We start from the raw sequence: 26,323 nt of genomic DNA on the forward strand, positions 1-26,323 counted from the left end.
ATCAATTTTTTAATAAAGGTAATGCAATAATAAATTTAGTTCCTACGTTCAGTTCACTTTCTGCTCGGATAGTTCCCTTATGATCCATGATAATCTTCTTCACATAAGCCAGTCCCAAGCCGAAGCCTTTCACATCGTGCAGATTACCTGTATGCACGCGATAGAACTTCTCGAATATCTTTTTCAAATTCTCCTTTTTGATGCCGATGCCGTTATCTTGGATGGAAATCATCAGTTTGCCCGGCTCATTCCAGGTCTTCACCGTCAATTGCAAATCCGCATCCGGACGTTTATACTTCACCGCATTATCCATGAGGTTGAAAATCACATTAGTGATATGCATCTCATCAGCAAAGATCACGGGATCTGTAGCTTCAAGCTCCGATTCAATCTTTCCATTATAACGCTCCACTTTCAGCGTAAACGTATTGATAACACCTGTTATCAGTTCATTAGCATCCAGTTCCTTCATCTTCAATGTAGCCTTCTGGCGGTCAAACATTGACATCTGAAGCACTTTCTCAACCTGGAATCTCAAACGCTTCGTCTCATCGTTTATAACACCCGATATATGCTGGAACATGGCCGGAGACTTGCCCACAGCCGGATCTTTCAACATTTGCGCCGCCAACGAAATCGTTGAAATCGGTGTTTTGAATTCATGCGTCATATTGTTGATGAAATCATTCTTCATCTCCGTCAGTTTTTTCTGGCGGAATACGATGTAAATCGTAAAGATGAACGTCACCAGCAGTACAAAAGTAAATATCATCGACGGTATCATAAACCTGACCGAATCAAAGATATAATCCTTCTTTCCCGGAAAATGTATCTTGACGATACTCATACGGGCAGGCGGATCATTCAAAAACAATGGCTGCGAATAAGAACTTTCACTCCCAACATCGCTATAATCCGAACAACGGTATACTTCTCTACCCTCCCGGTCTATCACCTTAAAATGATAGTCCATATCACCGAGACCATTTTCTATCAGACCAGCTTTAAGATACTGGTCCAGACTTTTGAAATTAACACGCTCTTCAATCGGCTTGTCACTGGCATTATATACCATCTGCAACACAACCTCATCTACCAATGCACGCTGGTAAAGATAGCGATTTTTAAGCATCTCTATCTGCGAGCGTGAAGTCTGGGGAATTGTTTTTACCCCATGTTTGCGTGAAATCATTGCTCTTGGCAATTCAGAAGGCTCATTGCTGAAAGTCTTCAATTCCACCGAAGAACGGACACTGCCATCCGGAGCTGTCATCACAAACCGCTGGGTCCGCATCACTCCGCTACTGCTTTGCGATTGCTCCCATGCTTTCTTTTCCGCCTCGGAGATATCCTCATTCAGCCAACGCACAACCTCCGCGGACTCCGCCTCTTTCGAAGCAGCCATCAACGCACGTTTCACCGCCTCCTCAAATTGTCCGTTACGCATCTTCACCATCTCCTCAATATAGCCAATCTGCAAATACAGCAAACTGAGGAAGGAAAGACCCATAACAACACCTAATATCCATATAGTTGACTTTTTCATAGTCACAAAATTAACACTCCCTAATTAACACTCCTAACCAATTAACCTGATTTAACCGGACGTTCTCGTAAATTAACCGAAGACCATTTTTTAGGTTGTATTATGAGCATTATAACAAAAACACAAGTCTTTGGTTTGCAAATTTAATAAAAAATTAATCATTCAATTCACAATTCCACATGTTCTTAATCTACGTTAATGAAAAAAGCCGTCATTACTTGCCATGAAGTAACAACGGCTTTAACAATTGTTATATTAGCAGCCGGTAGTTACAACAGCCAAACTACCAACTCCTGAAAGTCATTCTTCAGCTTGCTTAGCCTCAAATTCCTTAATCAGTTTATCCTGCACATCACTCGGGACGAGTTCATAGCTGGCAAACTTCATGATGAACGAAGCACGTCCACCGGTCAGTGAACTAAGTGCCGTAGAGTAGGATGACATTTCCTTCAAAGGTACTTTGGCACTCAATTTTTCGTAACCGGCCTCGCTGCTCATACCCATAATCATGGCACGGCGTCCCTGCAAGTCACCCATCACATCACCCATCTTGTCCGACGGAACAAATACCTCCACGTCATAAATGGGTTCCAGAATCTTCGGGCCTGCATTCTTGAACGCTTCGCTGAACGCGTTCCGTCCTGCCAGCATAAAGGAAATTTCATTGGAGTCAACCGGGTGCATCTTTCCGTCATATACGATGACACGTACATCACGGGCATACGAACCGGTCAACGGTCCCTGCTCCATACGTGACATGATACCCTTCAAGATGGCCGGCATGAAACGTGCGTCAATGGAACCACCCACAATACTATTGACAAATACCAGCTTGCCACCCCATTCCAATGGAACTTCTTCGGTACCCTTGACGTTCATCTTGAACTCCTGACCATTGAATTTATAGGTTTCGGGCAACGGCATACCTTCGTAGTAAGGCTCAACAATCAGGTGGACCTCACCGAACTGGCCTGCACCACCCGACTGTTTCTTATGACGATAATCCGCACGGGCAGCTTTCGTAATCGTTTCACGATACGGTATTCTCGGTTCTTCAAACTTGACTTGTAGTTTCTCGTTGTTTTCCAGACGCCACTTCAAGGTACGCAAATGGAATTCACCTTGCCCGTGTACAATAGTCTGACGCAATTCTTTAGACTGGTCTATCACCCACGTCGGGTCTTCCTCGCGCATACGGTTCAAAGCAACCATCATCTTTTCCGTATCCGACTCGTTCAGCGGCTTGATAGCACGTGAATATTTGGAGTTCGGATATTTAATGAAGTTGAAACGGTTTTCAGAGCCCTTACCGTTCAATGTATTACCGGTATGTACGTCCTTCAGTTTCACCGTACAGCCGATGTCACCGGCTACCATTTCCTCTACCTTGATACGGTTGGCACCGGCACAAGCATAAATCTGCGCAATGCGTTCTTTGGAACCACGGTCTGCATTGGTGAAGTCATCACCTTCGTGCACCTTGCCACTCATAACCTTGAAATACTGGACATCACCGATATGCGGTTCAACGGCAGTCTTGAAGAAATACAAGGAAGTCGGTCCGTCAGAATCCGGCTTCACCACCTCACCGCGTGTATTGTGCACCGGTGGCATTTCGTCCACAAACGGCACCACATTACCCAGGAATTCCATCAGACGGCGTACACCCATATCCTTACCGGCACAGACACAGAATACCGGGAACATACCGCGTGAAGCCAGTCCCTTGCGGATACCTTCGCGCATTTCGTCTTCTGTCAAAGAGTCCTGCTCAAAGAATTTTTCCATAAGGCCTTCGTCATGTTCGGCTGCAGCTTCTACCAAAGCCTTGTGCATCTCTGTAGCCTTTTCCATTTCTTCGGCCGGAATCTCTTCAATAGTGGGAGCGCCACCTTCGGGTCCCCACGAATATTTTTTCATCAAAAGTACATCAATCAACGAATTAAAATTCGGTCCGGTAGCCAGCGGATATTGCACGGGCACCACCTTCGGACCGTATATGGTTTGCAACTGCTCAAGTACCATGTCATAATCGCACTTTTCATTATCGAGCTGGTTTACCAGGAAAATAACCGGTTTGCCCAGTTTCTCGGTATAGCGGAAATGGTTCTGCGTACCTACCTCAGGACCGTATTGTCCGTTCAGCAGCAGTATGGCAGTATCAGTAACGTTGAGCGCCGTCATGGCAGCTCCTACAAAGTCATCACTACCCGGACAGTCAATGATATTCAGTTTCTTACCGTTCCACTCCACATGGAAAACGGTGGAAAACACAGAATAACCGTATTCCTGTTCCACCGGGAAGTAATCGCTGACTGTATTCTTGGCAGTAATTCTGCCGCGACGTTTTATAATACCACTCTCAAAGAGCAGCGCTTCTGTGAGAGTGGTTTTACCCGAGCCGTCATTGCCAAGGAGGGCAATGTTCTTAATTTCATTCGTCTGATATACTTTCATGATATATTAAGATTTTAAGTGAATAACCTGACATACGATGATGCCGTTAACTTTTTGTGAGGCGCAAATTAGGCATTAATTCAAAGAAAAGCAACATCGGGAAGCATGTTATAAAACACAATACCCCCTACCTATAACTTAAGAAACAAGTGCAAACCAAATAGAAAAGACAGAAAAACATCACAAAAAGGAGAGATTATAGCTCTAATCTCTCCTTTTTGACACATTTACATACCCTCCATTTCTCAACTTTCGCATATCTTTGCCCAAAACATAAACGATTTATTAATTATCTAATACCGAATTCTTAAATGAAAAGGAAAATTATTTGGAGTTTTGCATTGCTGGCCTGCCTTTGCTGCCTGCCATCTGCAAAAACAAAAGCACAAACGAAAAATGCCGCAATCATACCAGGGGAAGTATGGAAAGACACCGACGGCAATCCCATCAACGCCCATGGCGGCGGCCTTCTTTACCACGAAGGAACCTACTATTGGTATGGCGAATACAAAAAAGGAGAAACCATCCTGCCCGAATGGGCTACGTGGGAATGCTACCGCACCGACGTAACCGGTGTCAGCTGCTACTCTTCGAAAGACCTGCTGAACTGGAAGTTCGAGGGTATTGTACTTCCTGCCGTGAAAGACGACGAGAAACACGACCTGCACCCCAGCAAGGTGCTGGAACGTCCCAAAGTGATTTACAACGAGAAGACAAAGAAATTCGTCATGTGGGCGCATGTGGAAAGTGCTGACTACAGTAAGGCATGTGCCGGCGTAGCGGTCAGCGATTCTCCTACCGGAACATTCACCTATGTAGGCAGCTTCCGTCCCAACGGTGCGATGAGCCGCGACCAAACAGTGTTCATTGATGATAACGGCAAGGCATATCAGTTCTACTCTTCGGAAAACAACGCTACCTTATATATAAGCGAGCTAACGGATGACTACCTGAAGCCCACTGGTCGCTATACACGCAATTTCGTGAAGCAAAGCCGCGAAGCACCCGCCGTATTCAAGTATAACGGCAAATACTATATGCTCTCTTCCGGTTGTACCGGCTGGGATCCCAATGTTGCCGAGCTGGCTGTAGCCGACTCCATCATGGGGCAATGGACTACCATCGGCAATCCATGTACCGGTCCTGATGCAGACAAGACCTTCTATGCACAAAGCACTTACGTGCAGCAAATATACGGAAAAGGAAATGCCTACATTGCCATGTTCGACCGCTGGAAAAAGAAAGACCTTGAGGACTCGCGCTACGTATGGCTCCCGCTTGAATTCGGCAAGGACGGAACAATCACGATACCCTGGCGCGACAGCTGGGACCCGCGTACCCAATGGGAAGGACAAGGCGACTTCTCTGCCGGCAAAGGAACATTCCTATTGAACGGCAAGCCGTTTGTCTCAAAGCCGCAGAACTGCACTATCCACGCATCCCCAAGGCCTATTGGGACCAACGCATCAAAATGTGCAAAGCACTGGGCATGAACACAGTCTGCCTCTACGTCTTCTGGAACTCTCATGAGTCTCAGCCGGGTGTATTCGACTTCACCGGGCAGAATGACTTGGCAGAATTCTGCCGCTTGTGCCAGCAGAACGATATGTATGTCATCCTGCGCCCAGGGCCCTATGTCTGTGCCGAATGGGAAATGGGCGGACTGCCCTGGTGGTTGCTCAAGAAGAAGGACATACGCCTGCGCGAATCCGACCCTTACTTCATAGAACGTGTAGGCATCTTTGAAAAAGCCGTTGCCGAGCAGGTAGCCGACATGACCATACAGAACGGAGGTCCCATCATCATGGTACAAGTAGAGAACGAATACGGCTCCTACGGGGAAGACAAAAGTTACGTATCGCAAATCCGCGACATCGTACGCGCCAATTACCCCGGCGTAGCACTGTTTCAATGCGACTGGGCGTCCAACTTCACCAAGAACGGACTCCACGACCTGGTATGGACCATGAACTTCGGTACAGGAGCCAACATCGACCAACAGTTTGCACCGCTGAAGAAACTCCGTCCTGATAGCCCGCTGATGTGCTCCGAATTCTGGAGCGGCTGGTTCGACAAGTGGGGAGCCAACCACGAAACCCGTCCGGCTGCCGACATGATTGCCGGCATTGACGAGATGTTGTCCAAAGGCATCTCCTTCAGCCTCTACATGACCCACGGAGGGACCAACTGGGGACACTGGGCAGGAGCCAACTCACCCGGATTCGCCCCTGACGTAACCTCTTACGACTACGACGCCCCATCAGCGAATCGGGACAGACCACTCCCAAATACTGGGAATTGCGAAAAGCATTGTCCAAATACATGAACGGCGAGAAGCAGGCTAAAGTTCCCGCTTTAATCAAGCCCATCCGTATTCCGTCTTTCCAATTTACAGAGATGGCTCCTTTGTTCGACAATCTTCCTGCTGCCAAGAAAGACTGCAATATCCGTACCATGGAGGAATATAACCAGGGATTCGGAAGTATTCTCTACCGCACCACACTGCCCGAGATGAAAACCCCGTCCCTGCTCACTGTGAACGATGCGCACGATTATGCCCAAGTTTTCCTAGATGGCAAATACATCGGCAAACTGGACCGCCGCAACGGTGAAAAGCAACTGGAATTCCCCGCCTGCCCCAAAGGTGCACGCCTCGACATTCTGGTAGAAGCCATGGGCCGCATCAACTTTGGACGTGCCATCAAGGACTTCAAGGGTATCACCCAAAGCGTAGAACTTACCGTAGACATCGACGGCCGTCCTTTCACCTGCAACCTGAAGGATTGGGAAGTCTATAATCTCGAAGATACATACGATTTCTATAAGAACATGAAGTTCCAGCCCATCGGCTCACTGAAAGATGAGTTAGGACAACACATTCCGGGTTGCTACCGTGCCACCTTTAAGGTGAACAAGCCCAGCGACACATTCCTAAACTTCGAGACTTGGGGCAAGGGACTTGTCTACGTCAACGGGCACGCCATGGGACGCATTTGGGAAATCGGCCCGCAACAGACCCTCTACATCCCGGGATGCTGGTTGAAGAAAGGCGAGAATGAAGTGATTGTCTTCGACATCATCGGTCCCAAAGAAGTTAAGTCCGAAGGACTGAGCGAGCCATTGCTGGACCAACTACTCGTTACCAAACCGCTGACACACCGCAATGAGGGTGAAAATCTCGACTTGTCCGGTGAGCAGCCCGTCCTCTCCGGCAGCTTCAATCCCGGCAACGGTTGGCAGGAGCGCAAATTCGACCAACCCGTCACCGGACGTTATGTCTGCCTGGAAGCCTTGAGTGCACAAGATGGAAAAGACCTGGCTTGCATTGCCGAAATGTATCTGCTGGATGAGAATGGGGAACGTCTGTCACGCGAACCCTGGATTGTCAATTATGCCGACAGCGAAGACGTATCCCACGTCAACTGTTCTGCGGACAAAATCTTCGACCTCCAGGAATCAACCTATTGGAGCACAACAAAAGACACTCCATACCCGCATTCTGTCGTGATTGACTTGGGTAGTACCCGCACCCTGACCGGCATACAATATCTACCCAGAATGGAAAGCGAGGTACCGGGTGGAATCAAAGACTTCAAGGTTTACGTAAAATCCAAGGCTTTCAACTATTAAGTCGGACTTACATACGCTAATAGATTATTTAGACATGGATTACACGAAAAATCAATCAAACAGATTTTCCGTACAATTCATCGTCTACCACAGCCGGCATTGCCTTCGTACTGCGCAAATGCACAAAGTGGGTACGCTTGGCAAACTTCCTTGCCAGTTCACGGGTATCATTCTGTTCACCGGTACCCAATGAACCGGCATAAAAAGTCAGGCCATTATGAGGATTGTCCACTGCCCTCAATATCGAGGTAATATCCGCCTCGTCTGTCACAATACGCGGCCCACAATATCTGAAAAGGAGGGTCATTAGGGTGTATCACATATTCATCCCATATTCTTCGCACACCTGCATGATGACAGACAAGAAATAACGCATATTTCGCGTAAAACCTCCCAGTCTATCCCTTTGTATAGCGCCAGCAAACGCTTGAATAGGAAATGTCTCATCTTCCTAGGAATGTTGCAAGTCCGTGCGAATCCAGTCAATCACCGGCATTAGGTTGTAACATACCGTCTGGATGCCTGCCTTGCCGAGATTGGCAAGAGTTATCTTGTCCTTCTTGCCAAACCACCTTTTTGCAAAAGTAAGAAAGAATATGGAAACTGTCCATTCTGAATAGATAGATTTGTTTATTCACAATGAAAACAATATCTTAGCATCTCATTACAAAAATAACTCTTATGCAAGACATTATAAACGGACGTTGCGGCTGGTGCGGAACCGACGAGCTGTATGTGAAATACCACGATGAAGAGTGGGGAAAACCGGTAACAGACGACAAGACACTATTCGAGTTCCTTGTATTGGAAAGTGCCCAGGCCGGACTGAGCTGGATAACCATCCTCAAAAAGCGGGAAGGCTACCGCAAAGCCTTTTGCAATTTCGATGCCTCACAAGTGGCGCAAATGACTGACGAAGACGTGGAACGGCTGATGCATTTTGACGGCATCGTGAAAAACCGTCTGAAAATTAAGTCGACCATCACCAATGCACGGCTGTTTCTTGCCATACAGAAAGAATTCGGCAGCTTTTACAACTACACGTTATCCTTCTTTCCCGATCGGACACCGATTATCAACCACTTCCAGTCATTGAGTGAGATTCCGGTATCGTCTCCCGAATCAGATACCATGAGCAAAGACATGAAAAAACGGGGATTCAAGTTCTTCGGCTCTACCATCTGCTATGCCCATCTGCAAGCTTCGGGATTTATCAACGATCATCTGACAGATTGCATTTGCCGGAAAAGGTAAGTTGTATCATGATATAAACGAAGAAATATACAAAAGCAAACAAAGCATCAATAGCAAAGCGGTCGCCTTTCCAATGGGGAGGGCGACCGCTGCTGTGTTATGAAACCAGTGGTTTAGTACGCAGTAAATGTTATTCTATTCCGATGCTGTGGCGCACGGGAGAAAGGATGAACGTAAACTCATAATCAGCGTATGGCACCAGGTACTCCGGACGCGCAATACGTCCCCAGCTGTCCTCACAACCCAGACCAGCTTGTACCTTGTCGATACAGAGATTAGTCAAATCAGCCTCTTCCACTTCTTGCGAGTGTCCCTGCTGCTTGTCCAAACCCTCGTCCAAAGACTCGATGGTATAGTGCAAGGCCGATGCGGAGAAGGGGGCTTCGGCCACAATCTTAATGCCACTGCCAGACTGATTCAACATCTTCCACCAGCGGATATCGGTCTTTGTTCCGTTTTCCTGCGGACGGATATAAGGATAGAACTGCTCTGTCACGCTCTGGCGATAGATGCCTAAATCTGTGCAATGGTTACGGTCGCTATAGTTCTCAACCGGACCGCGTCCGTAGTATTCGACTGTTTCGAAACTGCGGGGCATGGGCATCTGCAAACCGAAACGGAACATGTTCGAAACTTTGGCGTTCTTGTCGGCTATCAGCTTCTGGGTTATCTTGATGGCACCGGCATTGTTGATGACATACGTCAAGGCCAGCTTAGCGGAAACACCTGGCATATCGTAAGCTGATTCTACTATGACCTGATTGTTCTCCGTACGCTGGTTGAAAGAAGTCAACTTGATTTCCGGATTCTTCCAAACGATGTACTTGCGTTGCAGGCCCGCACCGAAATCATTGTCGGTCGGAGCACGCCAGAAGTTGGGCGTCAAGGCCTCACCGTCCTTAATCATATTCTGTCCGTTCACTTCGTACTTGGTCAGGTAACCGTTGTGCTTGTTGATTTCTACCCGGAACGCATCACCTGAAACGATGAGATACTTCCAATCGTTATCCTGCACTTGGGGAGCCACCACCTCTACATTGCTCTGCACGCAGTTCTTCAGTTCCATGGAAGGAGCCTTGTAGGGATTGAGTGCCAGCTGGTCCTTGGCCACCACATGGCCGGCGGGAAGCAGACCCTCGCGGTTCTTCAGCTTATAGGAAACGTTCAGCAGCCATTCGGTACATTGGCAGGTCTTGCCCAAATCCAGTTTAATCTTGGCTGTCTGCCGAGGAGCTATATTCAGATTATCCACGCGACCGGTACGAATTGCCTTGCCGCCTTTCAGCACCTCCCACTCCATGTAATAGGCAGAGAGGTCGCGGAAAAAGTACTCGTTGAACACATTGATTTCACCGTTCTCCAAGTCGGCCGGAGTAGTCCAGATGTCCTGATAGATACGCCCCACTTCGTACATGTGAGGATTGGGCACACGGTCGGGGCTGATAAGACCGTTATCGCAGAAGTTCACATCACTGGCATCGAAGCGGTTGAAGTCGCCGCCGTAGGCATAAATCATCTTGCTGTTCTTGCCCGTCCAACGGGGAGACTGGTCAACGAAATCCCAGATAAAGCCGCCTTGGTATTTGGGATACTTGCGAACCAAATCCCAATACTCCTTGAAGCCTCCTTCAGAATTGCCCATGGCGTGAGCGTATTCGCACTGAATGAGAGGTTTCGTCATGGAGGCATCCTCACAATACTTCCGGCAGCCCTCATAACCATAGTACATAGGGCAGTAAATGTCAGTCTTGCCTGTCTTACCGGCTTGCTCGTACTGGCAGGCACGACTGGGGTCTTCGGCTTTCACCCAATCGTAGGCGGCCTCGAAGTTAGGACCATAGCCGGCTTCGTTGCCGAGCGACCAGAAGATGATGCTGGGATGGTTGAAACTGCGCTGCACGTTGCGCTGGTTGCGTTCCAAGTGCGCTTTTCTATAATCATCACGCTTGGCAAGGGTCTGCTCGCCGTAGCCCATGCCATGAGACTCGATATTCGCCTCTGCCACTACATAGATACCGTACTGGTCGCAAAGGTCATACCAAAGATTGTTGTCGGGATAATGGCAGGTGCGCACGGCGTTCAAGTTGAACTGCTTCATCACCTGGATGTCCTGCAGCATACGTTCGCGAGAGATGACATAACCGCCGTCCGGGTCCATCTCATGACGGTTGGCGCCCTTGAAGAGGATGGGTTGGCCGTTGACAAGTATCTGTTCTCCCTTCAGTTCTATCTTGCGGAAACCTACCTTTACGGGAATCACTTCACTGCTGCCTTGCAGGGTGGCACGCAGGGTATACAAGTAGGGTGTTTCTGCCGTCCATTTATGAGGATTCTCCACATTTATCAGGGCAGTGCCACTGCCTTTGGCAGCAGCTGTAGCCACCTGCTTTCCGGCAGCGTCCAGCAGTTCAAGGCTGACGTTACCGCCACCCTTCACATCGAGCTGCACTCTCAAGGAACCGTTGCGGTAGTCGGCATCCAGGTCGGGAGTGACGCGGATATCCTGGATGCGTTTCTTGTCGCGGGCATAGAGATAGCAATCACGCCCTACACCGCTGTAGCGGAAGAAGTCCTGGTCTTCGAGATAGGTACCGTCGCACCAGCGGAATACCTGGAAGGCAATCAGATTCTTCTGGCCGGGCTTCAAGTAAGGGGTCAAGTCGAATTCGGCTTCGAGCTTGCTGTCTTCACTATAACCTACATAACGGCCGTTCACCCACAGATACATATTGGAGGTGACAGAGCCGAAATGGGCGATGATGTCCTTATTCTTCCAGTCGGCGGGCACGGTAATCTCACGGCGGTAAGAACCTACATGATTGTTCTCGACGGGCACCTGCGGCGGGTTGTTCTGGAACTGGTTGCGCCAGGCGTAGCCAATATTCACATAGATAGGATCGCCAAAGCCGTTCAGTTCCCACACGCCGGGGACGGGGATGTCGTTCCAACCTTTGTCATTGTAGCCCACACGCCAGAAGTCGGTAGGGCGAGCATCGGCATCCTTCACCCAGAAGAACTTCCAGATGCCGTTCAGTGTCATGAAACGGGACGATTGTTCTTTCAAGCCCCGGGTGGCGACATCGGCCGACTCGTAGGCGAAGTAGTTGGTGTGCATGGGGGCACGGTTCACGGCGTTGACCTCAGGGTCGAGCCATTCTTTGAAAGACTGTGCGCTGGCAGACAAGGCCAAGGCTGCAAACAGTCCGGTAATAAGATGTTTCTTCATGATGATTAGTTTAAAAATAGTAATAACAGCATAGGGAATGCTCCGAATGCTGTTACAAAAATAAGGCGAATCGGGCTATTTCAAGAGGAGAATCGGCCCAAAAAGGATGAATATTTGCTCACGGAAGCAATTTTCCACGGCTCATGCCCCGGAAAGGGGAGGGAAAACTAACTGTATGCCATCTCCCTCCACCTTTCGGAAAGGGATGTCAATGCAGGCGGTAGACGCTGAATGAACGGGGCTGCAGCTCCAAGTCGAGGGATTGCGCGCCGACTTGCACCGGGCGGATACGGGGAACGAGAGTTTCTTGTTCCAAGGTATTCACCGTACGCCAGTCACAGTTCTGCAGATACGTGCACGAACCGCCGATGAGTTGGCGTTTCCTCAAACCGTTGAAGTTAACTTGCACTTGGGCCGGGGTACTGCCTGCGTTGACCAGCTTCAGGATAATTTCTCCCGTAGGGGTATCGAGGGAGGCCGTAGCATAGAGGCTGTCTTGCCCAGCCACCGGCTTGCCGTCCATCTGCAGACGGAGAACGTCGGTACCGGCATTCATTCCATACATCTGCTGGACGTAATAGTTCGGGGTGCGCATCATGCGGAGGTTGTCGAACCAGATAAGGTCCGGATTCCACTGCCAGGCATCCACATGGGCAAAGAGCGGGGCGTAGGTGGCAAGGTGCACCACGTCGGCGTTGCGCTCCAGCCCGGTCATGAAGGCTGCTTCGGAGAGGGCGGCAAGGAAATTGTTGGCCTTGCCCGTGGGGTGGTCGTGGGAGGCATACTCGCCGGCAAAGACTTTGGGGCCGCGGCGGTCGTAACTGTCATAGCGGGCGGCATTGGCAAAGAACCAGTCGGGGGCCATGTAGTAGTGCTCGTCCACCAGGTCCACACCGATGCGTTTCATCTCGGACCAGAGGTAGTCGAACTTGTCACCATCGGCGTTGGGGCCGGAGGAGCCAACAATCTTGATGTCGGGATAGTGGGCGCGGATGGCTTTGGTAAAGACTTCCAGACGCTCGGTATAGACCTTATCCCACTGTTCGTTACCGATGCCAATCATTTTGAGGTGGAACGGCTCCGGATGTCCCATCTCGGCACGCAGCTTTCCCCAGGTGGAAGTAGCGGGGCCATTGGCGAATTCGATAAGGTCGAGGGCATCCTGCACGTAGAGGTCGAGCTCGTCGAGGGGCACCACTTCGTTGCTCTCGTACTGGCAGGAGAGGCCGCAACTGAGAACGGGAAGCGGTTCGGCTCCGAGATCCTCACTCAGCAGGAAGTATTCGTAGTAGCCCAGGCCCAGACTTTGGAAATAGTCGGGGAAGGCCTTGTGCTTGAAGGTGTAGTTCCAGCGGTTCTCATTCAGCGGACGGTTCTCCACCGGGCCCACGGAGTTCTTCCACTGGTAGCGGGTGGCAAGGGTGTTGCCCTCGATGATGCAGCCGCCGGGGAAGCGGAAGACGCCGGGGTTGAGGTCATAGAGCGCTTGGGCGAGGTCGGCACGCAGACCGTTCTCTCGGTTCTTCCAGGTCTTGACGGGGAAGAGCGAGATGTGGTCCATGTCCACCGTACCCTCCGTCAGCAACACCACACGCAGACGCGAGTGGGCATCGGTGAAGGGGGAGCGGAGGAGGACGGTCTGCTTCTGCCAGCTGTTGCCGCTGATTTCGATTTCCTTGGTCAACAGATTCTCGCCGCGGGAGTTCAGCAACTCAACGGAGAGCTTCATGGGGCGGGCATCGGGAGTGCGGGCATAGGCAGTGAAACGGTATTCCTCGCCTTGCTTGAGGCCGATGCCACGGAAACCTTCGTTGTCGAGCCCGGCACGCAGCCGACGGCCGTCGTTGACGATGCGCACGTAGTGGGGATTGCGGTCGAAGCAGGGCTCGGCGTCCTGCACCGTGACGTTACCAAAGGGTACCCAGCCAACGAAGGGCTGCGGGAACTCGAAGGAGCAGTTCTTCACCAGTTCAGCGTAGAGTCCGCCGTCGGCACCGAAGTTGATGTCTTCGAAGAAGATGCCGTACATCGTGGGTTGTATCTTGGCTGTCGGCCGGGATACGTCAACGGTCATTACATGTTGTGCCTGCGCACCCAAGGCGCAAGACAATAAAAGGGTGGTAATCAGTTGTTTCATATAAGTAATGTCAAATGTTATAGTAATACGGAAACAGTTTACAAAAATAATAAAATCTTTAGATACAGATACATAGTTTATTCCTGCAGTTCTGCCGAAGCGGCTCCCACTTCTATCGGCAGCCACACTTCCATCCGGCCTTCACCACGATGCGCCCAAGCATAATAAGGAATCAACGTCAACTTCACATCCTTCGCGGCAAGGCGGCCCGTGGCGTCATAGCTCAAGGCTTGCGCACGGGTGGTAATTTCGTTGATACCGCCCAGCAGGTCGGGGTGCTCCACCACTTGGAATTTCGGATGCCGGTTCAGCAGCAGGGTGGAGATATCGAAATCATTGTCCGGCCACTCGGCGCAATACACCAGCGGACCATGCTCTATGGCCACACGGCCACGGTTGGCGGCAACCTTGTCATTGGCCTTCACCACACGCGGCTGCATATCAAAATGAATTTCCACTACATCCCCTTTCTTCCAGTGGCGGTCGATGCTGAGGTAACCCTTCTGCAGTGCTCCCTTCACCTCCTGACCGTTGACAGACACGCGGTAGGCAAGCTCCTCTCCGTCGGCATACGAATACAAGCCACCCGGTAGCACACTGCCGCGTACCCAGCCCGGAATACGGACATTCATGACGAACGGCTGGTTGCCCTTTGCCACTGTCAAGCGGATATCACCGTTCCAGGGATAAGAGGTTTCCTGCTCCAGCACCACATTCTTCCCGTTCACCTTCAGCTTGGCCCGGTTGGAGAGGAACAGATTGACATACACCTTGTCATCCTTCACCGCATAGACATAGCCCGGCAGCGAAGGGATGAAGCGGCTGATGTTGCTGGGGCAGCAGGCGCAACCGAACCACGGCTGGCGCGTAATCGTGTGGTCGGCATTGAAACGGTACTTCCCGTCGCAAGCCAGCGGATTGGGATAGAAGAACCGTCCGCCGTCCAGCGAAACACCGGAAATCAGACCGTTGTAGAGCGTACGTTCCAGCACGTCGAAGTATTTGGCATCACCGTGCAGCAGGAACAGACGGTAGTTGGTATAAACATTGCCGATGGCGGCGCACGTCTCGTTATAGGCCGTCAGGTTGGGCAGTTCATAGTTGTCGCCGAAGGCTTCACCCTCATGGCGCGCACCGATGCCACCGGTAATGTATATCTTCTTGCCCACAATGTTCTCCCAAATGCGATCAATGGCACGGACATAAGAGCTGTCGCCCGTGATGGCGGCCACGTCAGCCATGCCCGAGTACATGTAGCCTGCGCGCACGGCATGTCCCACAGCCTCATCCTGCTCCAGCACGGGCTTGTGCGACTGCAAATAGATATCCTTGCGCGCCGTAGTACCGCGTGCATCGAGGAAGAACTTGGCCTGGTCGAGGTATTTCTTATCGCCCGTCACCATATAGAGGCGCACCAATGCCATTTCAGCAATCTGGTGTCCGGGAATCACACGCTTCTGTCCGGGACCTTCGCCGATATTCTTGCATACACAATCGGCATAACGGATGGCTATATCCAGAAAATTCCGCTTGCCAGTAGCTTGGTAATAGGCCACAGCCCCTTCCACCATGTGTCCCAGATTATAGAACTCGTGGCTCAGATTCTCCACCTCCGACCAGCGCTCCGGCCCCGACCAGTTGTGCGGATGTTTCGGGTTCATCGTGCGGGCCGTATAGAGGTATCCGTCCGGCTCTTGGGCAGCGGCAACGATGACGAGCACGCTGTCGATATATTTTTCCAGTTTCTTGTCCGGGTAAGTCTGCAAGGAATAGCTTGCCCCTTCAATCGTCTTATAGACATCCGTATCATCGAAGGAGAAGCCCTCCACTTTATATTCGTCACTGGGATGAGCCGCTTTCACAAAGTTCTCATAGCGTCCCGTCTCCTCGCATTTGCCGAAAGCCAGCGGAATGGTTACCTCACGGTTTGCCTTCAAGCGTTGTCCCCAGAAACTGTCGGTCACCTTGACCGAAGTGAAAGGCACCGGGTCGATGGGATAACCCGAATGCAAAGACTGCTGCTTTTGTGCCGATGCATTGCCGGCTATGGCTGCAACAAATGCCAATGTCAATAATTGCTTCATATCTTTTAAGGTATTGAGTTATTATGTTTTCAAGCACGGAATTACACGGATTTTTAATTTCAACACAGAGCCACAAAAGCACAGAGTTTCTAATCTCTAATCCTTAATCCCTAATCCTTTATCCTTACTTTCCCTAATAGTCCTGGTTGTGAATCATCCAACCCGAGTCCACGTAATAGTGTTCGTCTACCATGGGCACACCCAGTTCCTCCTCCCCACACGGTGCGGCGCGCATCGCCATTGGCATACTCTATCAGATCCAGCCCCCAGGGACCGAAGTCGGAGTTGACAAAGGAGTTGCCGTCTGCCACACTGAACCATCGGTTGCCATCGGGACTCCAGGCTAGTTTCAAACCGCCACTGCCGTCGGCATGGGAGTAGGAAAAGAGGTAGACTGAATCGGGTTCATTCGCCACTCCGTTCATCACAGCCCACAAAGGAACGGTCAGTGTCAAGAACAGACACAAGGACAATAATTTCAAGAATCTATTCATGGTATTAAGTCGGTATTAATCATTTACATTTAGTTCGATAGTCACAATCAGCCGTATTCTGAATGCCATTCAGTCGTATAGTGAATAGGGTTCAGTCGTATAGTGAATGCCATTCAGTATACGGCTGAATTAGGCCAATTATAGACACTTGATAATCAAATATTTAAAAAATAAGTAATCCGTCGTAATATATCATTACAAAACAAGGGTTGCTCCATGCCTTCTTTATTTCACGATTACCGCCCCTCCCTGCGGCCGAACCGTGAGTTGCAGAGAACCATCAGTCTTTATCTTCTGCAGCTTTAATTGAGGCTGCATCTTCTTGTCATCACTATACAGAGATACCTCTTGTCCTGCCAGCATAAGAAGGTCAAGTTTCAGTTTCAGAGGTTCCGTCGTTGCATTGACAGCGGCTATGTACCACGTGTTGCCATGACAACGGGCAAGAACAATATGTCTCCCTGGATAGCCGTCAATGAAACGGGTCTCGTCCCAAGTAGTGGGCACTTGTTTCATAAAGTCGAGGCAGATTTGCGGAGCATCCGTCAGGTTATTGGGCGCCAAAGCAAAGTTCTGAATGGGGTTTTGTATAGAAAGTCTTGCCATCCTCGCAACGGAAGATATGCGGGTCGCGGACTCCCCCGGTGGAGCTGATGACTTTCGAATCGATTACCGGTTCATTATCATTTAATGCCCAGTAGGTATAACCGTCCATGCTTACAGCATAGCGGACAGCTTCTTCATCGCCACTATTCCCAGTGAAATAAGCTACATAATCTTTTTGGGGAAAGGATTTTTGCCAGGAATATCCCGGAAGTGCAAACAACGACAATAGCATTGCCGCCAAAAGCATCCGGAAAGTGTTTTTCATCCGTACAATCATAATCTTTTTATATTAAACCTTTTAACGGGTGTAAAATTAACACTATATACATTATAATACAAAGAAAGTGTATATGTTGTGTAACATATACACTTATTTACTCTCTCAAATCAGTCGGCATTCAAAAAACGCACCATCTCACAAGCTGCCAGCAGAAATACCCCTACCCCAAAGTTAGCAGTAGAGTGGGCATCAACCACTTGTCCGTGAATGGCTTTCTCGCCAATCGGCTGTACATACCCTATGCGACCATCGGGCTGCAAGGCTACAGTAGTCAGATAATTCCACGCCTTTTTCTAGGTCCATGCCTGCGGAGCATCTGTCCAGAACGGATGGTCAGCGGACAAGCCCAGGGGCAAGGCACCTACATACCACTCTTCCACCTTGCGCAGAGCGGAGACAATACGGTAAGCCTCACTCTTAGCCCCAGCCTTGCGCAGGAAGCATTCTACCGTAGACGAGAACAGCAGCCAGTTGGTATAAGGAGGGTTCACACGGCGCAACCGGGTGAACTCTTCAATGTAACGCCGTTTAGTCAAACTATCCAGAGGCACCCACAAAGCATCGTATCCTCGCAGGAAGCTTTCAGCAATATAAGCGGCATCGACCAGCAGCTGCCCCTCTTTCCACCAAAGCAGGTAATCCTGGCTTTCAGGGTCTACCGCCTGCGCATAACTTTTCAATGCCCACTCGCGAAGTTGCCTGCGCTGTTTGCCTTCGGCAGTGTCATCGTCCGGCAAAGAGAACCAAGGCGCCAACCCCGCCATCAAACGGCCGAAGCATTCCATATAGGTCACCCGTTTGTCGCGTCCATCCCAAGTGGGGCTAAGCTCCACCTGCATATTTTCCTAGAGCTTCCCTTCACTCATATTGCTCAGTCCGGAGCAGCCATTTGATACAACACCCCGACCCAAAGTTCGCGGTCTGTCACTTCCTTCTCTTTTTTCTTCTTGGCAGCCATTTCCTGAACGGGCAGCAATAAAACTGCCACCAGCAGCAGCCATAAGTAGTTACTTTTTCTCATGATATTATTTAAGTTTGTTTTTCAATACTGCAAATTACCCCATCCCCGGTAATTTCGGGGGCACTATTGTTTCAAAAAGGGGTAAATATCGGTCATTAGTGCCCCAGAAACTCAGAAATCACAAGAAAAAAGCCCAAGATTAAATCATTCCACGACGGAAATGACTAAAGTATTTACCGTTATATTTGTTTCTGCATGAACTGCACCAGTACAAAGGCAATACAATAAGCTATAATCTGTTCAAACCAAAAGTCAAGTCCTTCAAACATATTACCCATTATTTTAATAGACACCTATTCCTTTTTCTGATAACAAAGAAAAGGAATTTATTCGGAATAATGAATTTCCATACGACTCAAAAAATGTTCTATTTTTCCGGATTACAGACAAAACTGAGAATACACACCAAGACACTGACTCCTTCCATATTACATTAAATGTCCCGAAAACCGATATATTCTCCTGCCAAAAGACTATTTTTGCAATAAATATCCATAAGCATACCATGGCAGGCATCTATATTCATATACCTTTTTGCAAGACACGCTGTATCTATTGCGATTTCTATTCCACCACTCGCAGCGAATTGAAGCTGCAGTACATCCATGCCTTGTGCACTGAACTGAAAACCCGCAAGGGTTATCTGAAGGAAGAACCGATAGAGACCATCTACTTTGGCGGAGGAACTCCCTCACAGCTCGCCCACGAAGATTTCGAGCAGATATTCCGGACTATCAAAGAGGTGTATGGAACAGAACATGCCGAAGAAATTACCCTCGAGGCCAATCCCGACGACCTGACGGAAGAATATGTGTCCATGCTGCGTACCCTCCCCTTCAACCGCATAAGCATGGGAATACAGACATTCGACGACCCCACCCTGAAACTGTTGAACCGCCGGCATAATGCCACGCAAGCCATCGCAGCCGTACACCGCCTCCGCCAAGCCGGCTTCCGGAATATCAGCATCGACCTTATCTATGGACTGCCGGATGAAACAGACCAACGGTGGGAATGCGACCTGCAACAAGCCGTCGGCCTTGATGTGGAGCATATCTCCGCTTATCATCTGACTTACGAAAAAGGTACCCGCATCTACGAAATGCTGCAAAGCCACCGCATCAGCGAAGTAGATGAAGAGAGTAGCCTGCGCTTCTTCTCGGCGCTCATGGACACCCTGGGAGCCGCGGGGTATGAGCATTATGAAATATCCAACTTCTGCAAGCCCGGCATGTACTCACGCCACAACACCGCTTACTGGAAAGGCATTCCGTATTTGGGCTGCGGCCCTTCCGCCCACTCCTTCAATGCGGAGACAAGGGAATGGAACACAGCTTCTCTGGAAAGATACATAAAGTCCATTGAAGAGGGACAGCGTTCCTCCGAAACAGAAATCCTGGATAAAGTGACCCGTTACAATGAATACATCATGACTTCCCTGCGTACCATGTGGGGAGCCTCCCTGACATATACGGAAGAAGCCTTCGGCACGGAATTATGCCAATATTGCATGAAAATAGCGGCTCCATACCTCCAAAGCCACAAACTGGAGATGCAGGCAGACCGCCTGCGCCTGACCCGGGAAGGCATCTTTGTTTCGGACGGCATAATAAGCGACCTGATGTTCATTGATTAACAGCAAAACCGGGAGACTGCATGACCGAACAAGAAGTCAGACGCTACTTGCGCCAAATGAAGGAAGAAGACTCGGAACGGGCTTTTCACAGTTTCTACAATCTGTGCTACGACCGTTTGTTCCGTATTGCCTGCTATTTCGTGAAGTACGAAGAGTGGGCGCAAGAAATTGTGCTCGACGTCTTCATGAAGCTTTGGGAACAACGCGCCCGGTTGCCGGAAGTGAACAACATAGAGGATTACTGCTTTATCCTTACCAAAAACGCCTCCCTCAATTACCTGGAAAAAGAGAACCGGCACCCTACACTTTCGTCCGAACAGCTTCCCGAACTTTCAGACCAAGCCGATTCCCCCGAAGACACTCTTATCAGCGAAGAACTGTTTGCCCGATATGTCAAGGCGCTCGACCGCCTGCCGGAGCGTTGCCGTGAAGTATTCATCCGCCTGCGCGAAGAGAAACAAAGCTATGCACAAGTGGCGGAGGAGCTGAACATCAGCACTAAGACAGTAGACGCGCAACTGCAAAAAGCACTCACAAGACTCAAGGAAGCATTGCTGACGGAGTGAACTCTGCTTTATCTTCCTCGCAAGAAGCCGCGTATGTATGTATGAGATGCACATCTCATGCAGACTTTCCCTATTGATTGAAACAGAGAAGCAAGGAAGTCACACGTAAGCTGGACGGACTTTCACGGACAAAGAGCTTTAGATTAACATTATTTCAGGATATAGGCATAGGGAATTCCTGAAAAGCAGCTGTCTTTACATGCAGGAAAGGAGTCATAGGCTCTTAATAAATTGCCAAAAATGAAAGTGAATAACGAGAATTTCGACAAGGTACTGAACAAACTGGTTGCTTCTACCCGTTCCCCACGAGGACGCTTTACGGCAGAAAACAGCTGGAAGCTGCTGGAAAGCCGTTTGTTAAAGCGCCGCAGCATGAAGCGGTTCTGGATGCGTACAGCCAGTGCCGCAGCCGTAGTCCTGCTCTGTGTAACGAGCTGGGCAGCCTATCAGTTCTTATACGTAGCACCGCAACGGGAAGCCATTCCCACAGAAGCCGTACATACTACCGAGGAAACCCAAGTAATCCATAGCGTACTGACATTCGATCAGCAACCCTTGCAGGAAATCGTTCGTCAACTTTCCGAAACGTTCCGTACCGATATACGTATCGAAGGAGACAGCCTGAAGAACTATCACATGACAGCTACCTTCCGCGAAGGGGAGAGTCTTACAGAAATCCTCGACCTACTGAAGGAAGCCGGTAACTTTACCTATAAAAAAGAAAACAACACCATTATCCTTACTACTAAACTTAACTGACAATGACCAGCTCTACTATCTGTTCGCACCACCGCATCAGAACCGTACTTCTGATGTGTGTGGTTCTTTTAAGCTCCTCACTCCATGCACCAGCACAAAACAAGGAAACACGTATAAACCTGAATATCCGTAACGCAACTTTAGAGAGTTTCGTGAAGCAACTGGAAAATGCAACCGGATTCTCCTTCATCTATGGGGAAGAAGTAAAGCTCACGCACCGCATCACACTGGAGATGAAACAAAAGAACATCAGTGAGATATTGCAACGTGCCTTTGAAAACGAACCCATCACGTTCGAAATATCCGGAAAGCACATTCTACTCCATAAGCGGCCCGTGCCGCAGAAACCCGTTAGCCGTAAGTTCACCATCAGCGGATACGTGACCGACGGAGCGTCTTCCGAGACGCTGATTGGTGCCAATATCCTTGAGAGTCGTCGTTCCACAGGTACTGCCACCAATCCTTTCGGTTTCTATTCCCTCACCTTGCCGGAAGGGGAAACGGAACTGGTTTTCTCCTACCTGGGCTACGAAAGCCGGCATAGCCGGTTCGAGCTGACGAAAGACACCTTGCTCAACGTCAGATTGGACAGTAATAACCAGCTGGCAGAGGTCGTAGTGCTCTCGGACAAGCGGGAGGCCGGCATAGAAAGCACAGCCATGGGAGCGCATGAGATACCGATGACACAAATCAGGCATACCCCGTCCATATTGGGAGAAGCCGACCTGCTGAAGACCATTCAGCTGATGCCGGGTGTGCAAGCCGGCATGGAAGGTTTTGCTGGCATGTATGTGCGAGGGGGAGGTCCCGACCAAAACCTGGTTATGCTGGACGGAATTCCAGTTTACAACGCAGACCACCTGTTGGGAGTATTCTCCATCTTTACGCCCGAAGCGGTAAAGAACACCACACTCTTCAAAAGTTCTTTTCCTGCCCGCTACGGCGGGCGTCTTTCGTCTATAGTAGATGTACGGACCAACGACGGAGACATGCATAAATACCACGGCGCATTCAGCATAGGCCTGTTGACGGACAAACTGCATATCGAAGGCCCTATCTGGAAAGAACGGACCTCCTTCAGTTTCAGCGCACGAGCCATCCCCACCCTATTCTTCAAAAATCTCATTGTAGACAAAGACGACACCTATTCCGACAAATACAACTACTATTTTTACGACGTCAATGCAAAGGTCAATCATAAGTTCAGCGACCGTAGCCGCATCTTCCTCAGTTTCTACAAGGGGAAAGACCACTATCATTATGACAGTGATTACCACGGTGACAATTACGACAACAGCATTAAGAATTATTCCAAGGACAACAGCCATCTGAATTGGGGAAACACCATCGCCTACGGCCGCTGGAACTATGTATTCAACAGCAAGCTGTTTTGCAACACCACCGTCTCATACAACAAATATGAGATGGGGCTGGACGGAAACATAGAAGATACCTATACTGTCGCCAATAAAGTACAAGACAGATACTATTACTCCTCCAAGTTCAACTCCGGTATCCGTGACTGGAGTGCGCGTATGGACTTTGACTACACCCCCATGCCGCAGCACCACATCAAGTTCGGTGCAGAGTACATCCACCATACGTTCCGTCCGGGAATAGCTACCTCGAAAATACAAGATATAGATAATGGCGCCCTCCAGGAAGATACGGTTTACAATACCAGCAACAGCCATGCCATGCGCGGACAAGAAATCTCCCTTTACGCCGAAGACAATTTCAATGTAAACGCCAGGCTCAGTCTGAATGCAGGTGTACGCACATCGCTGTTCCACACACAAGGGAAAAGCTACTATTCGTTGCAGCCCCGCCTTTCCGCCCGCTATGACCTCGGACAAGGATATTCTGCCAAAGCATCCTATACGTGCATGGCACAGTATGTGCATCTGCTGTCCTCTACTCCGCTGTCTATGCCTACCGACCTCTGGGTACCCATTACCAAAGACATCAGTCCGATGTATGCCAACCAGTTCTCCATAGGAGGCTACTATTCCGGACTGCCGGGTTGGGAGTTCTCCGTCGAGGGATATTATAAACAGATGAAACACATACTTGAATATCAAGACGGTGTATCCTTCTTCGGCACCTCTACCAACTGGGAGGAAAAAGTAGAAACGGGCGAAGGCCGCTCCTTCGGTCTGGAACTGATGGCACAGAAAACATTGGGCAAGACTACCGGCTGGCTGGCATATACCCTATCCAAGACCGATCACCGTTTTAAGAACGGTACCATCAACCAAGGCCGATGGTTCCCCTACAAATATGACCGCCGCCACAGCATCAGCCTCAATCTCAGCCATAAGTTCAGTGACCGCATTGATGCAGGAGCTTCCTGGATATTCAATACCGGTGGATGTATCACTATCCCCGAAAAGGCAACAATCATCATCAAACCCGATGGCTCTATTGAGGAAACCGGCTACATCTCCCGGCGTAACAATTACCGCCTTCCCGCCAGCCATCGTTTGAATCTCGGCGTCAACTTCAACAAGAAGACCAAACATGGTATTCGTACCTGGAATATCAGTATCTACAATGCATACAATGCCATGAATCCGAATATCGTTTACAGCAAATACCAAAATAGATACAACGTATACTACGATGATTTCTACGAAAGTATTTATCATGGAAATACCGGACAGAAGAAAGCTCAAACTGTCATCAAGAAAATAACAATACTGCCTTGTATTCCTTCTGTTACCTATACTTATAGATTTTAAAAACAAATCCGGCATATGAAAACAAAAATGAAATTACACCTTATTATATATATAACTATTGTAAGCTTCCTAACAGCCTGCGAAAACGAAATTCCTTACAATCCCGGACAACAAGATCCGCAAATCATCATGAACGCCTTGCTCGAAACCGGACAAGCTGAGAATGATGTCTATCTCCACTTAGGCGAGGGCTATAGCATTGAACATTTGAACGAAGCAACTCTTTCCCTCTACATCAATGGCAAAATAGCAGAAACTCCGAAAGCGGTTTCCCCGGAAGAAATTTATGGGCATCTGGAAGGAGAACTTGATAAGGACATTTATGAATCATTACTGAAAAGTATACGTTTCAAGAAATATCGTCTGACCAGCACACTACATCCCGGCGACAACATACGTCTGGAAGCCACTGCCGAAAACGGGAAATACCATGCCAGTGCCGAGGTCACCGTGCCACAACCGATAGAGAGCCTGCACGTGGATACTTGCCTGGCCTACCTGCGCGAGTACAGCGGGAAAAACCTTTACCGCCAATACAAAATTACATTGCAAGACCGCCCCAACGAGAAGAACTACTACCGGCTGGACATTTGGAATGACCGTAGTTACTATTGCAAATGGAAAGAATATCTGGAGGATGAAAACGGCAGCCTCATCAAAGTGGAAGACGAGGACGGCTCTTGGCATTGGGCCTCCATACCTAGAGACACTACCATCCTTGCTCCCCGGCAGAACGAAATCATCAACCGGGAAGATGTTATACTGACTGACGGCCACCCCAGCAACTATGATGATGAAGAAAATGAATTGTTTCCCACCATAAATAACAAATACAACATATTCAATGATAACACTTTCCGTAACTCTTATGCCACATTGAAAGTATACACCCCTCTCTACCAAGATTATTATCCGATAGAGGGACACTACTACGACCATATATCCCGCAAACAAACCATCACCGTACGGTTGCTTAGCATCACTGAAGCCGAATACCGCTATCTAAAAGCCTTAAACTGCCTGGATGATGGGGATTACGACGATGCTTTAATGGAACCTATCAGTCTGCCTTGCAACGTCATAGGCGGATTAGGCTTTGTGGGAGTCTGCTCTGAAAGCAGAGTAATCATAGAATTACCCGAAACTATTTGGCAATAACATTTTGACTAATAAAAATCCTTTTATCCATTACTACAAATATAAATTCAGTTAGTCCACATTACATTCGTATTACAAAAAGCATCTAAACAAAGCATTTTCACACTATAAAATTGATTTAAGTCAAGAAATGAAGGTATAAACTACACTTTTTCCCTTATTCATTTTTGTGTTATAAAACATATACCTACATTTGCATAGGTAAAAGAAAAAGCTAAGCGCTTAGAGAGTTTTCAATAGGTATTAGATTGAAATTAGTTTTTAGGAATAACAATTAAAAAGTAGGTATTATGAAACGTTTAGGATTAACATTAGTGGCAGCAGTCTGCCTGACTGCTACAACATTTGCAGCAGAAAACCAGCCTACAACTGCAAAATGGGAAGGTAACATCAACATAACAAAGTTGAGCAAGTATTTGAATCTGGATTCCAACCAGCATGAAGAAGTGGCAAACATCTGCGAATATTTTACAGAACAGATGGAACGCGCTACAAATTCCAAGAAGAATCAGGAGAAGTTACTCCGTAATGCAGTTTATGGTAATCTGAAGTTGATGAAAAAGACTCTGAATGAAAAGCAGTATGCCGATTATGCCAGAGTATTAAATGTCACACTGCAGAACAAAGGTATCGAAGTGAAATAAGCTTCGCTTCTGATGAATACGAAAATTGTATTTGATAAATAAAAAGGCATTGGACTTTAAAGGTTCAATGCCTTTTCTTTACGT

The 26,323-nt window shown here is 48.8% G+C and carries 12 protein-coding genes and 8 pseudogenes; 8 read left to right on the forward strand and 12 right to left on the reverse strand.

What is annotated here, in order from left to right:
• Window position 1: 1 nt before the first annotated feature.
• Together ITJ87_RS00230 and ITJ87_RS00235 are read right to left on the reverse strand one after the other, a co-directional pair.
• Window positions 2-1,546 (reverse strand): sensor histidine kinase KdpD, encoded by a 1,545-nt coding sequence (locus tag ITJ87_RS00230; RefSeq protein ID WP_117599979.1) that lies wholly within the window; start codon window positions 1,544-1,546, stop codon window positions 2-4.
• Window positions 1,547-1,846: 300 nt separating this feature from the next.
• Window positions 1,847-4,003, reverse strand: coding sequence for a translation factor GTPase family protein (locus ITJ87_RS00235; protein ID WP_117966737.1), 2,157 nt, complete (start codon window positions 4,001-4,003; stop codon window positions 1,847-1,849).
• 311 nt (window positions 4,004-4,314) lie between these two features.
• Here ITJ87_RS00235 and ITJ87_RS18920 point away from each other — a divergent pair.
• Window positions 4,315-7,633 (forward strand): annotated as a pseudogene (locus ITJ87_RS18920) (beta-galactosidase).
• 94 nt (window positions 7,634-7,727) lie between these two features.
• On the opposite strand, the pseudogene ITJ87_RS00245 reads toward ITJ87_RS18920, so the two are convergent.
• Together ITJ87_RS00245 and ITJ87_RS18925 are read right to left on the reverse strand one after the other, a co-directional pair.
• Window positions 7,728-8,068: pseudogene (locus ITJ87_RS00245) on the reverse strand (mannonate dehydratase); the annotation flags it as partial.
• 18 nt (window positions 8,069-8,086) lie between these two features.
• Window positions 8,087-8,186, reverse strand: a pseudogene (locus ITJ87_RS18925) (mannonate dehydratase); the annotation flags it as partial.
• A gap of 128 nt (window positions 8,187-8,314) precedes the next feature.
• On the opposite strand from ITJ87_RS18925, the gene ITJ87_RS00250 reads away from it, so the two are divergent.
• On the forward strand, window positions 8,315-8,887 hold the full coding sequence (locus tag ITJ87_RS00250; protein WP_117599977.1) for a DNA-3-methyladenine glycosylase I: 573 nt from the start codon (window positions 8,315-8,317) through the stop codon (window positions 8,885-8,887).
• A 130-nt stretch (window positions 8,888-9,017) separates the two neighbouring features.
• Here ITJ87_RS00250 and ITJ87_RS00255 read toward each other — a convergent pair whose 3' ends face one another.
• The 8 genes and pseudogenes from ITJ87_RS00255 to ITJ87_RS00290 all read right to left on the reverse strand — a co-directional run.
• Complete coding sequence (locus ITJ87_RS00255) at window positions 9,018-12,113, reverse strand: glycoside hydrolase family 2 TIM barrel-domain containing protein (RefSeq protein WP_117966734.1); 3,096 nt, start codon at window positions 12,111-12,113, stop codon at window positions 9,018-9,020.
• A gap of 208 nt (window positions 12,114-12,321) precedes the next feature.
• Window positions 12,322-14,250: an alpha-L-arabinofuranosidase C-terminal domain-containing protein gene (locus ITJ87_RS00260; protein ID WP_196096328.1), complete on the reverse strand. Its 1,929-nt coding sequence runs from the start codon at window positions 14,248-14,250 to the stop codon at window positions 12,322-12,324.
• 77 nt (window positions 14,251-14,327) lie between these two features.
• Complete coding sequence (locus ITJ87_RS00265) at window positions 14,328-16,334, reverse strand: glycoside hydrolase family 127 protein (protein WP_117966729.1); 2,007 nt, start codon at window positions 16,332-16,334, stop codon at window positions 14,328-14,330.
• Window positions 16,335-16,597: 263 nt separating this feature from the next.
• Window positions 16,598-16,828 (reverse strand): annotated as a pseudogene (locus tag ITJ87_RS00270) (hypothetical protein); the annotation flags it as partial.
• A gap of 225 nt (window positions 16,829-17,053) precedes the next feature.
• A pseudogene (locus tag ITJ87_RS00275) lies at window positions 17,054-17,419 on the reverse strand (glycoside hydrolase family 97 C-terminal domain-containing protein); the annotation flags it as partial.
• Window positions 17,418-17,711, reverse strand: a pseudogene (locus ITJ87_RS00280) (glycoside hydrolase); the annotation flags it as partial. The pseudogenes ITJ87_RS00280 and ITJ87_RS00275, both read right to left, overlap by 2 nt.
• Window positions 17,712-17,821: 110 nt before the next feature.
• Window positions 17,822-18,007 (reverse strand): annotated as a pseudogene (locus ITJ87_RS00285) (glycoside hydrolase family 88 protein); the annotation flags it as partial.
• 66 nt (window positions 18,008-18,073) lie between these two features.
• Window positions 18,074-18,735: pseudogene (locus tag ITJ87_RS00290) on the reverse strand (DUF2264 domain-containing protein); the annotation flags it as partial.
• Window positions 18,736-19,240: 505 nt separating this feature from the next.
• Between ITJ87_RS00290 and hemW the strand changes: the two are divergent.
• The 6 genes from hemW to ITJ87_RS00320 all read left to right on the forward strand — a co-directional run bounded on the left by hemW (window position 19,241) and on the right by ITJ87_RS00320 (window position 26,239).
• Window positions 19,241-20,371: a radical SAM family heme chaperone HemW gene (gene hemW / locus ITJ87_RS00295; protein ID WP_117966726.1), complete on the forward strand. Its 1,131-nt coding sequence runs from the start codon at window positions 19,241-19,243 to the stop codon at window positions 20,369-20,371.
• Window positions 20,372-20,391: 20 nt separating this feature from the next.
• Window positions 20,392-20,937 carry an RNA polymerase sigma-70 factor gene (locus ITJ87_RS00300; protein WP_009037909.1) on the forward strand — a complete coding sequence of 182 codons (546 nt, stop codon included), beginning with the start codon at window positions 20,392-20,394 and terminating at the stop codon, window positions 20,935-20,937.
• Window positions 20,938-21,177: 240 nt separating this feature from the next.
• The gene (locus ITJ87_RS00305) at window positions 21,178-21,696 is read left to right on the forward strand and encodes a DUF4974 domain-containing protein (RefSeq protein WP_117600857.1); all 519 of its coding nucleotides are present in this window, start codon (window positions 21,178-21,180) and stop codon (window positions 21,694-21,696) included.
• 2 nt (window positions 21,697-21,698) lie between these two features.
• The gene (locus tag ITJ87_RS00310; protein WP_227203967.1) at window positions 21,699-24,437 is read left to right on the forward strand and encodes a TonB-dependent receptor domain-containing protein; all 2,739 of its coding nucleotides are present in this window, start codon (window positions 21,699-21,701) and stop codon (window positions 24,435-24,437) included.
• A gap of 15 nt (window positions 24,438-24,452) precedes the next feature.
• The gene (locus ITJ87_RS00315; protein ID WP_117966723.1) at window positions 24,453-25,595 is read left to right on the forward strand and encodes a DUF4249 domain-containing protein; all 1,143 of its coding nucleotides are present in this window, start codon (window positions 24,453-24,455) and stop codon (window positions 25,593-25,595) included.
• A 290-nt stretch (window positions 25,596-25,885) separates the two neighbouring features.
• Window positions 25,886-26,239: a hypothetical protein gene (locus ITJ87_RS00320; protein ID WP_057097580.1), complete on the forward strand. Its 354-nt coding sequence runs from the start codon at window positions 25,886-25,888 to the stop codon at window positions 26,237-26,239.
• The last annotated feature ends 84 nt before the right edge of the window (window positions 26,240-26,323 follow it).

It is taken from the genome of Bacteroides sp. HF-162 (genome assembly GCF_015679285.1).
Classification (GTDB): domain Bacteria; phylum Bacteroidota; class Bacteroidia; order Bacteroidales; family Bacteroidaceae; genus Bacteroides; species Bacteroides uniformis.

Excerpts from the sequence above, each read along its gene's own strand:
- ITJ87_RS00300 (WP_009037909.1), top strand. The coding sequence starts at position 20,392 with ATGACCGAACAAGAAGTCAGACGCTACTTGCGCCAAATGAAGGAAGAA.
- ITJ87_RS00305 (WP_117600857.1), top strand. The coding sequence starts at position 21,178 with ATGAAAGTGAATAACGAGAATTTCGACAAGGTACTGAACAAACTGGTT.
- hemW (WP_117966726.1), top strand. The coding sequence starts at position 19,241 with ATGGCAGGCATCTATATTCATATACCTTTTTGCAAGACACGCTGTATC.
- ITJ87_RS00260 (WP_196096328.1), bottom strand. The coding sequence starts at position 14,250 with ATGAAACAACTGATTACCACCCTTTTATTGTCTTGCGCCTTGGGTGCG.
- ITJ87_RS00230 (WP_117599979.1), bottom strand. The coding sequence starts at position 1,546 with ATGAAAAAGTCAACTATATGGATATTAGGTGTTGTTATGGGTCTTTCC.
- ITJ87_RS00250 (WP_117599977.1), top strand. The coding sequence starts at position 8,315 with ATGCAAGACATTATAAACGGACGTTGCGGCTGGTGCGGAACCGACGAG.
- ITJ87_RS00255 (WP_117966734.1), bottom strand. The coding sequence starts at position 12,113 with ATGAAGAAACATCTTATTACCGGACTGTTTGCAGCCTTGGCCTTGTCT.
- ITJ87_RS00320 (WP_057097580.1), top strand. The coding sequence starts at position 25,886 with ATGAAACGTTTAGGATTAACATTAGTGGCAGCAGTCTGCCTGACTGCT.
- ITJ87_RS00310 (WP_227203967.1), top strand. The coding sequence starts at position 21,699 with ATGACCAGCTCTACTATCTGTTCGCACCACCGCATCAGAACCGTACTT.
- ITJ87_RS00315 (WP_117966723.1), top strand. The coding sequence starts at position 24,453 with ATGAAAACAAAAATGAAATTACACCTTATTATATATATAACTATTGTA.
- ITJ87_RS00265 (WP_117966729.1), bottom strand. The coding sequence starts at position 16,334 with ATGAAGCAATTATTGACATTGGCATTTGTTGCAGCCATAGCCGGCAAT.
- ITJ87_RS00235 (WP_117966737.1), bottom strand. The coding sequence starts at position 4,003 with ATGAAAGTATATCAGACGAATGAAATTAAGAACATTGCCCTCCTTGGC.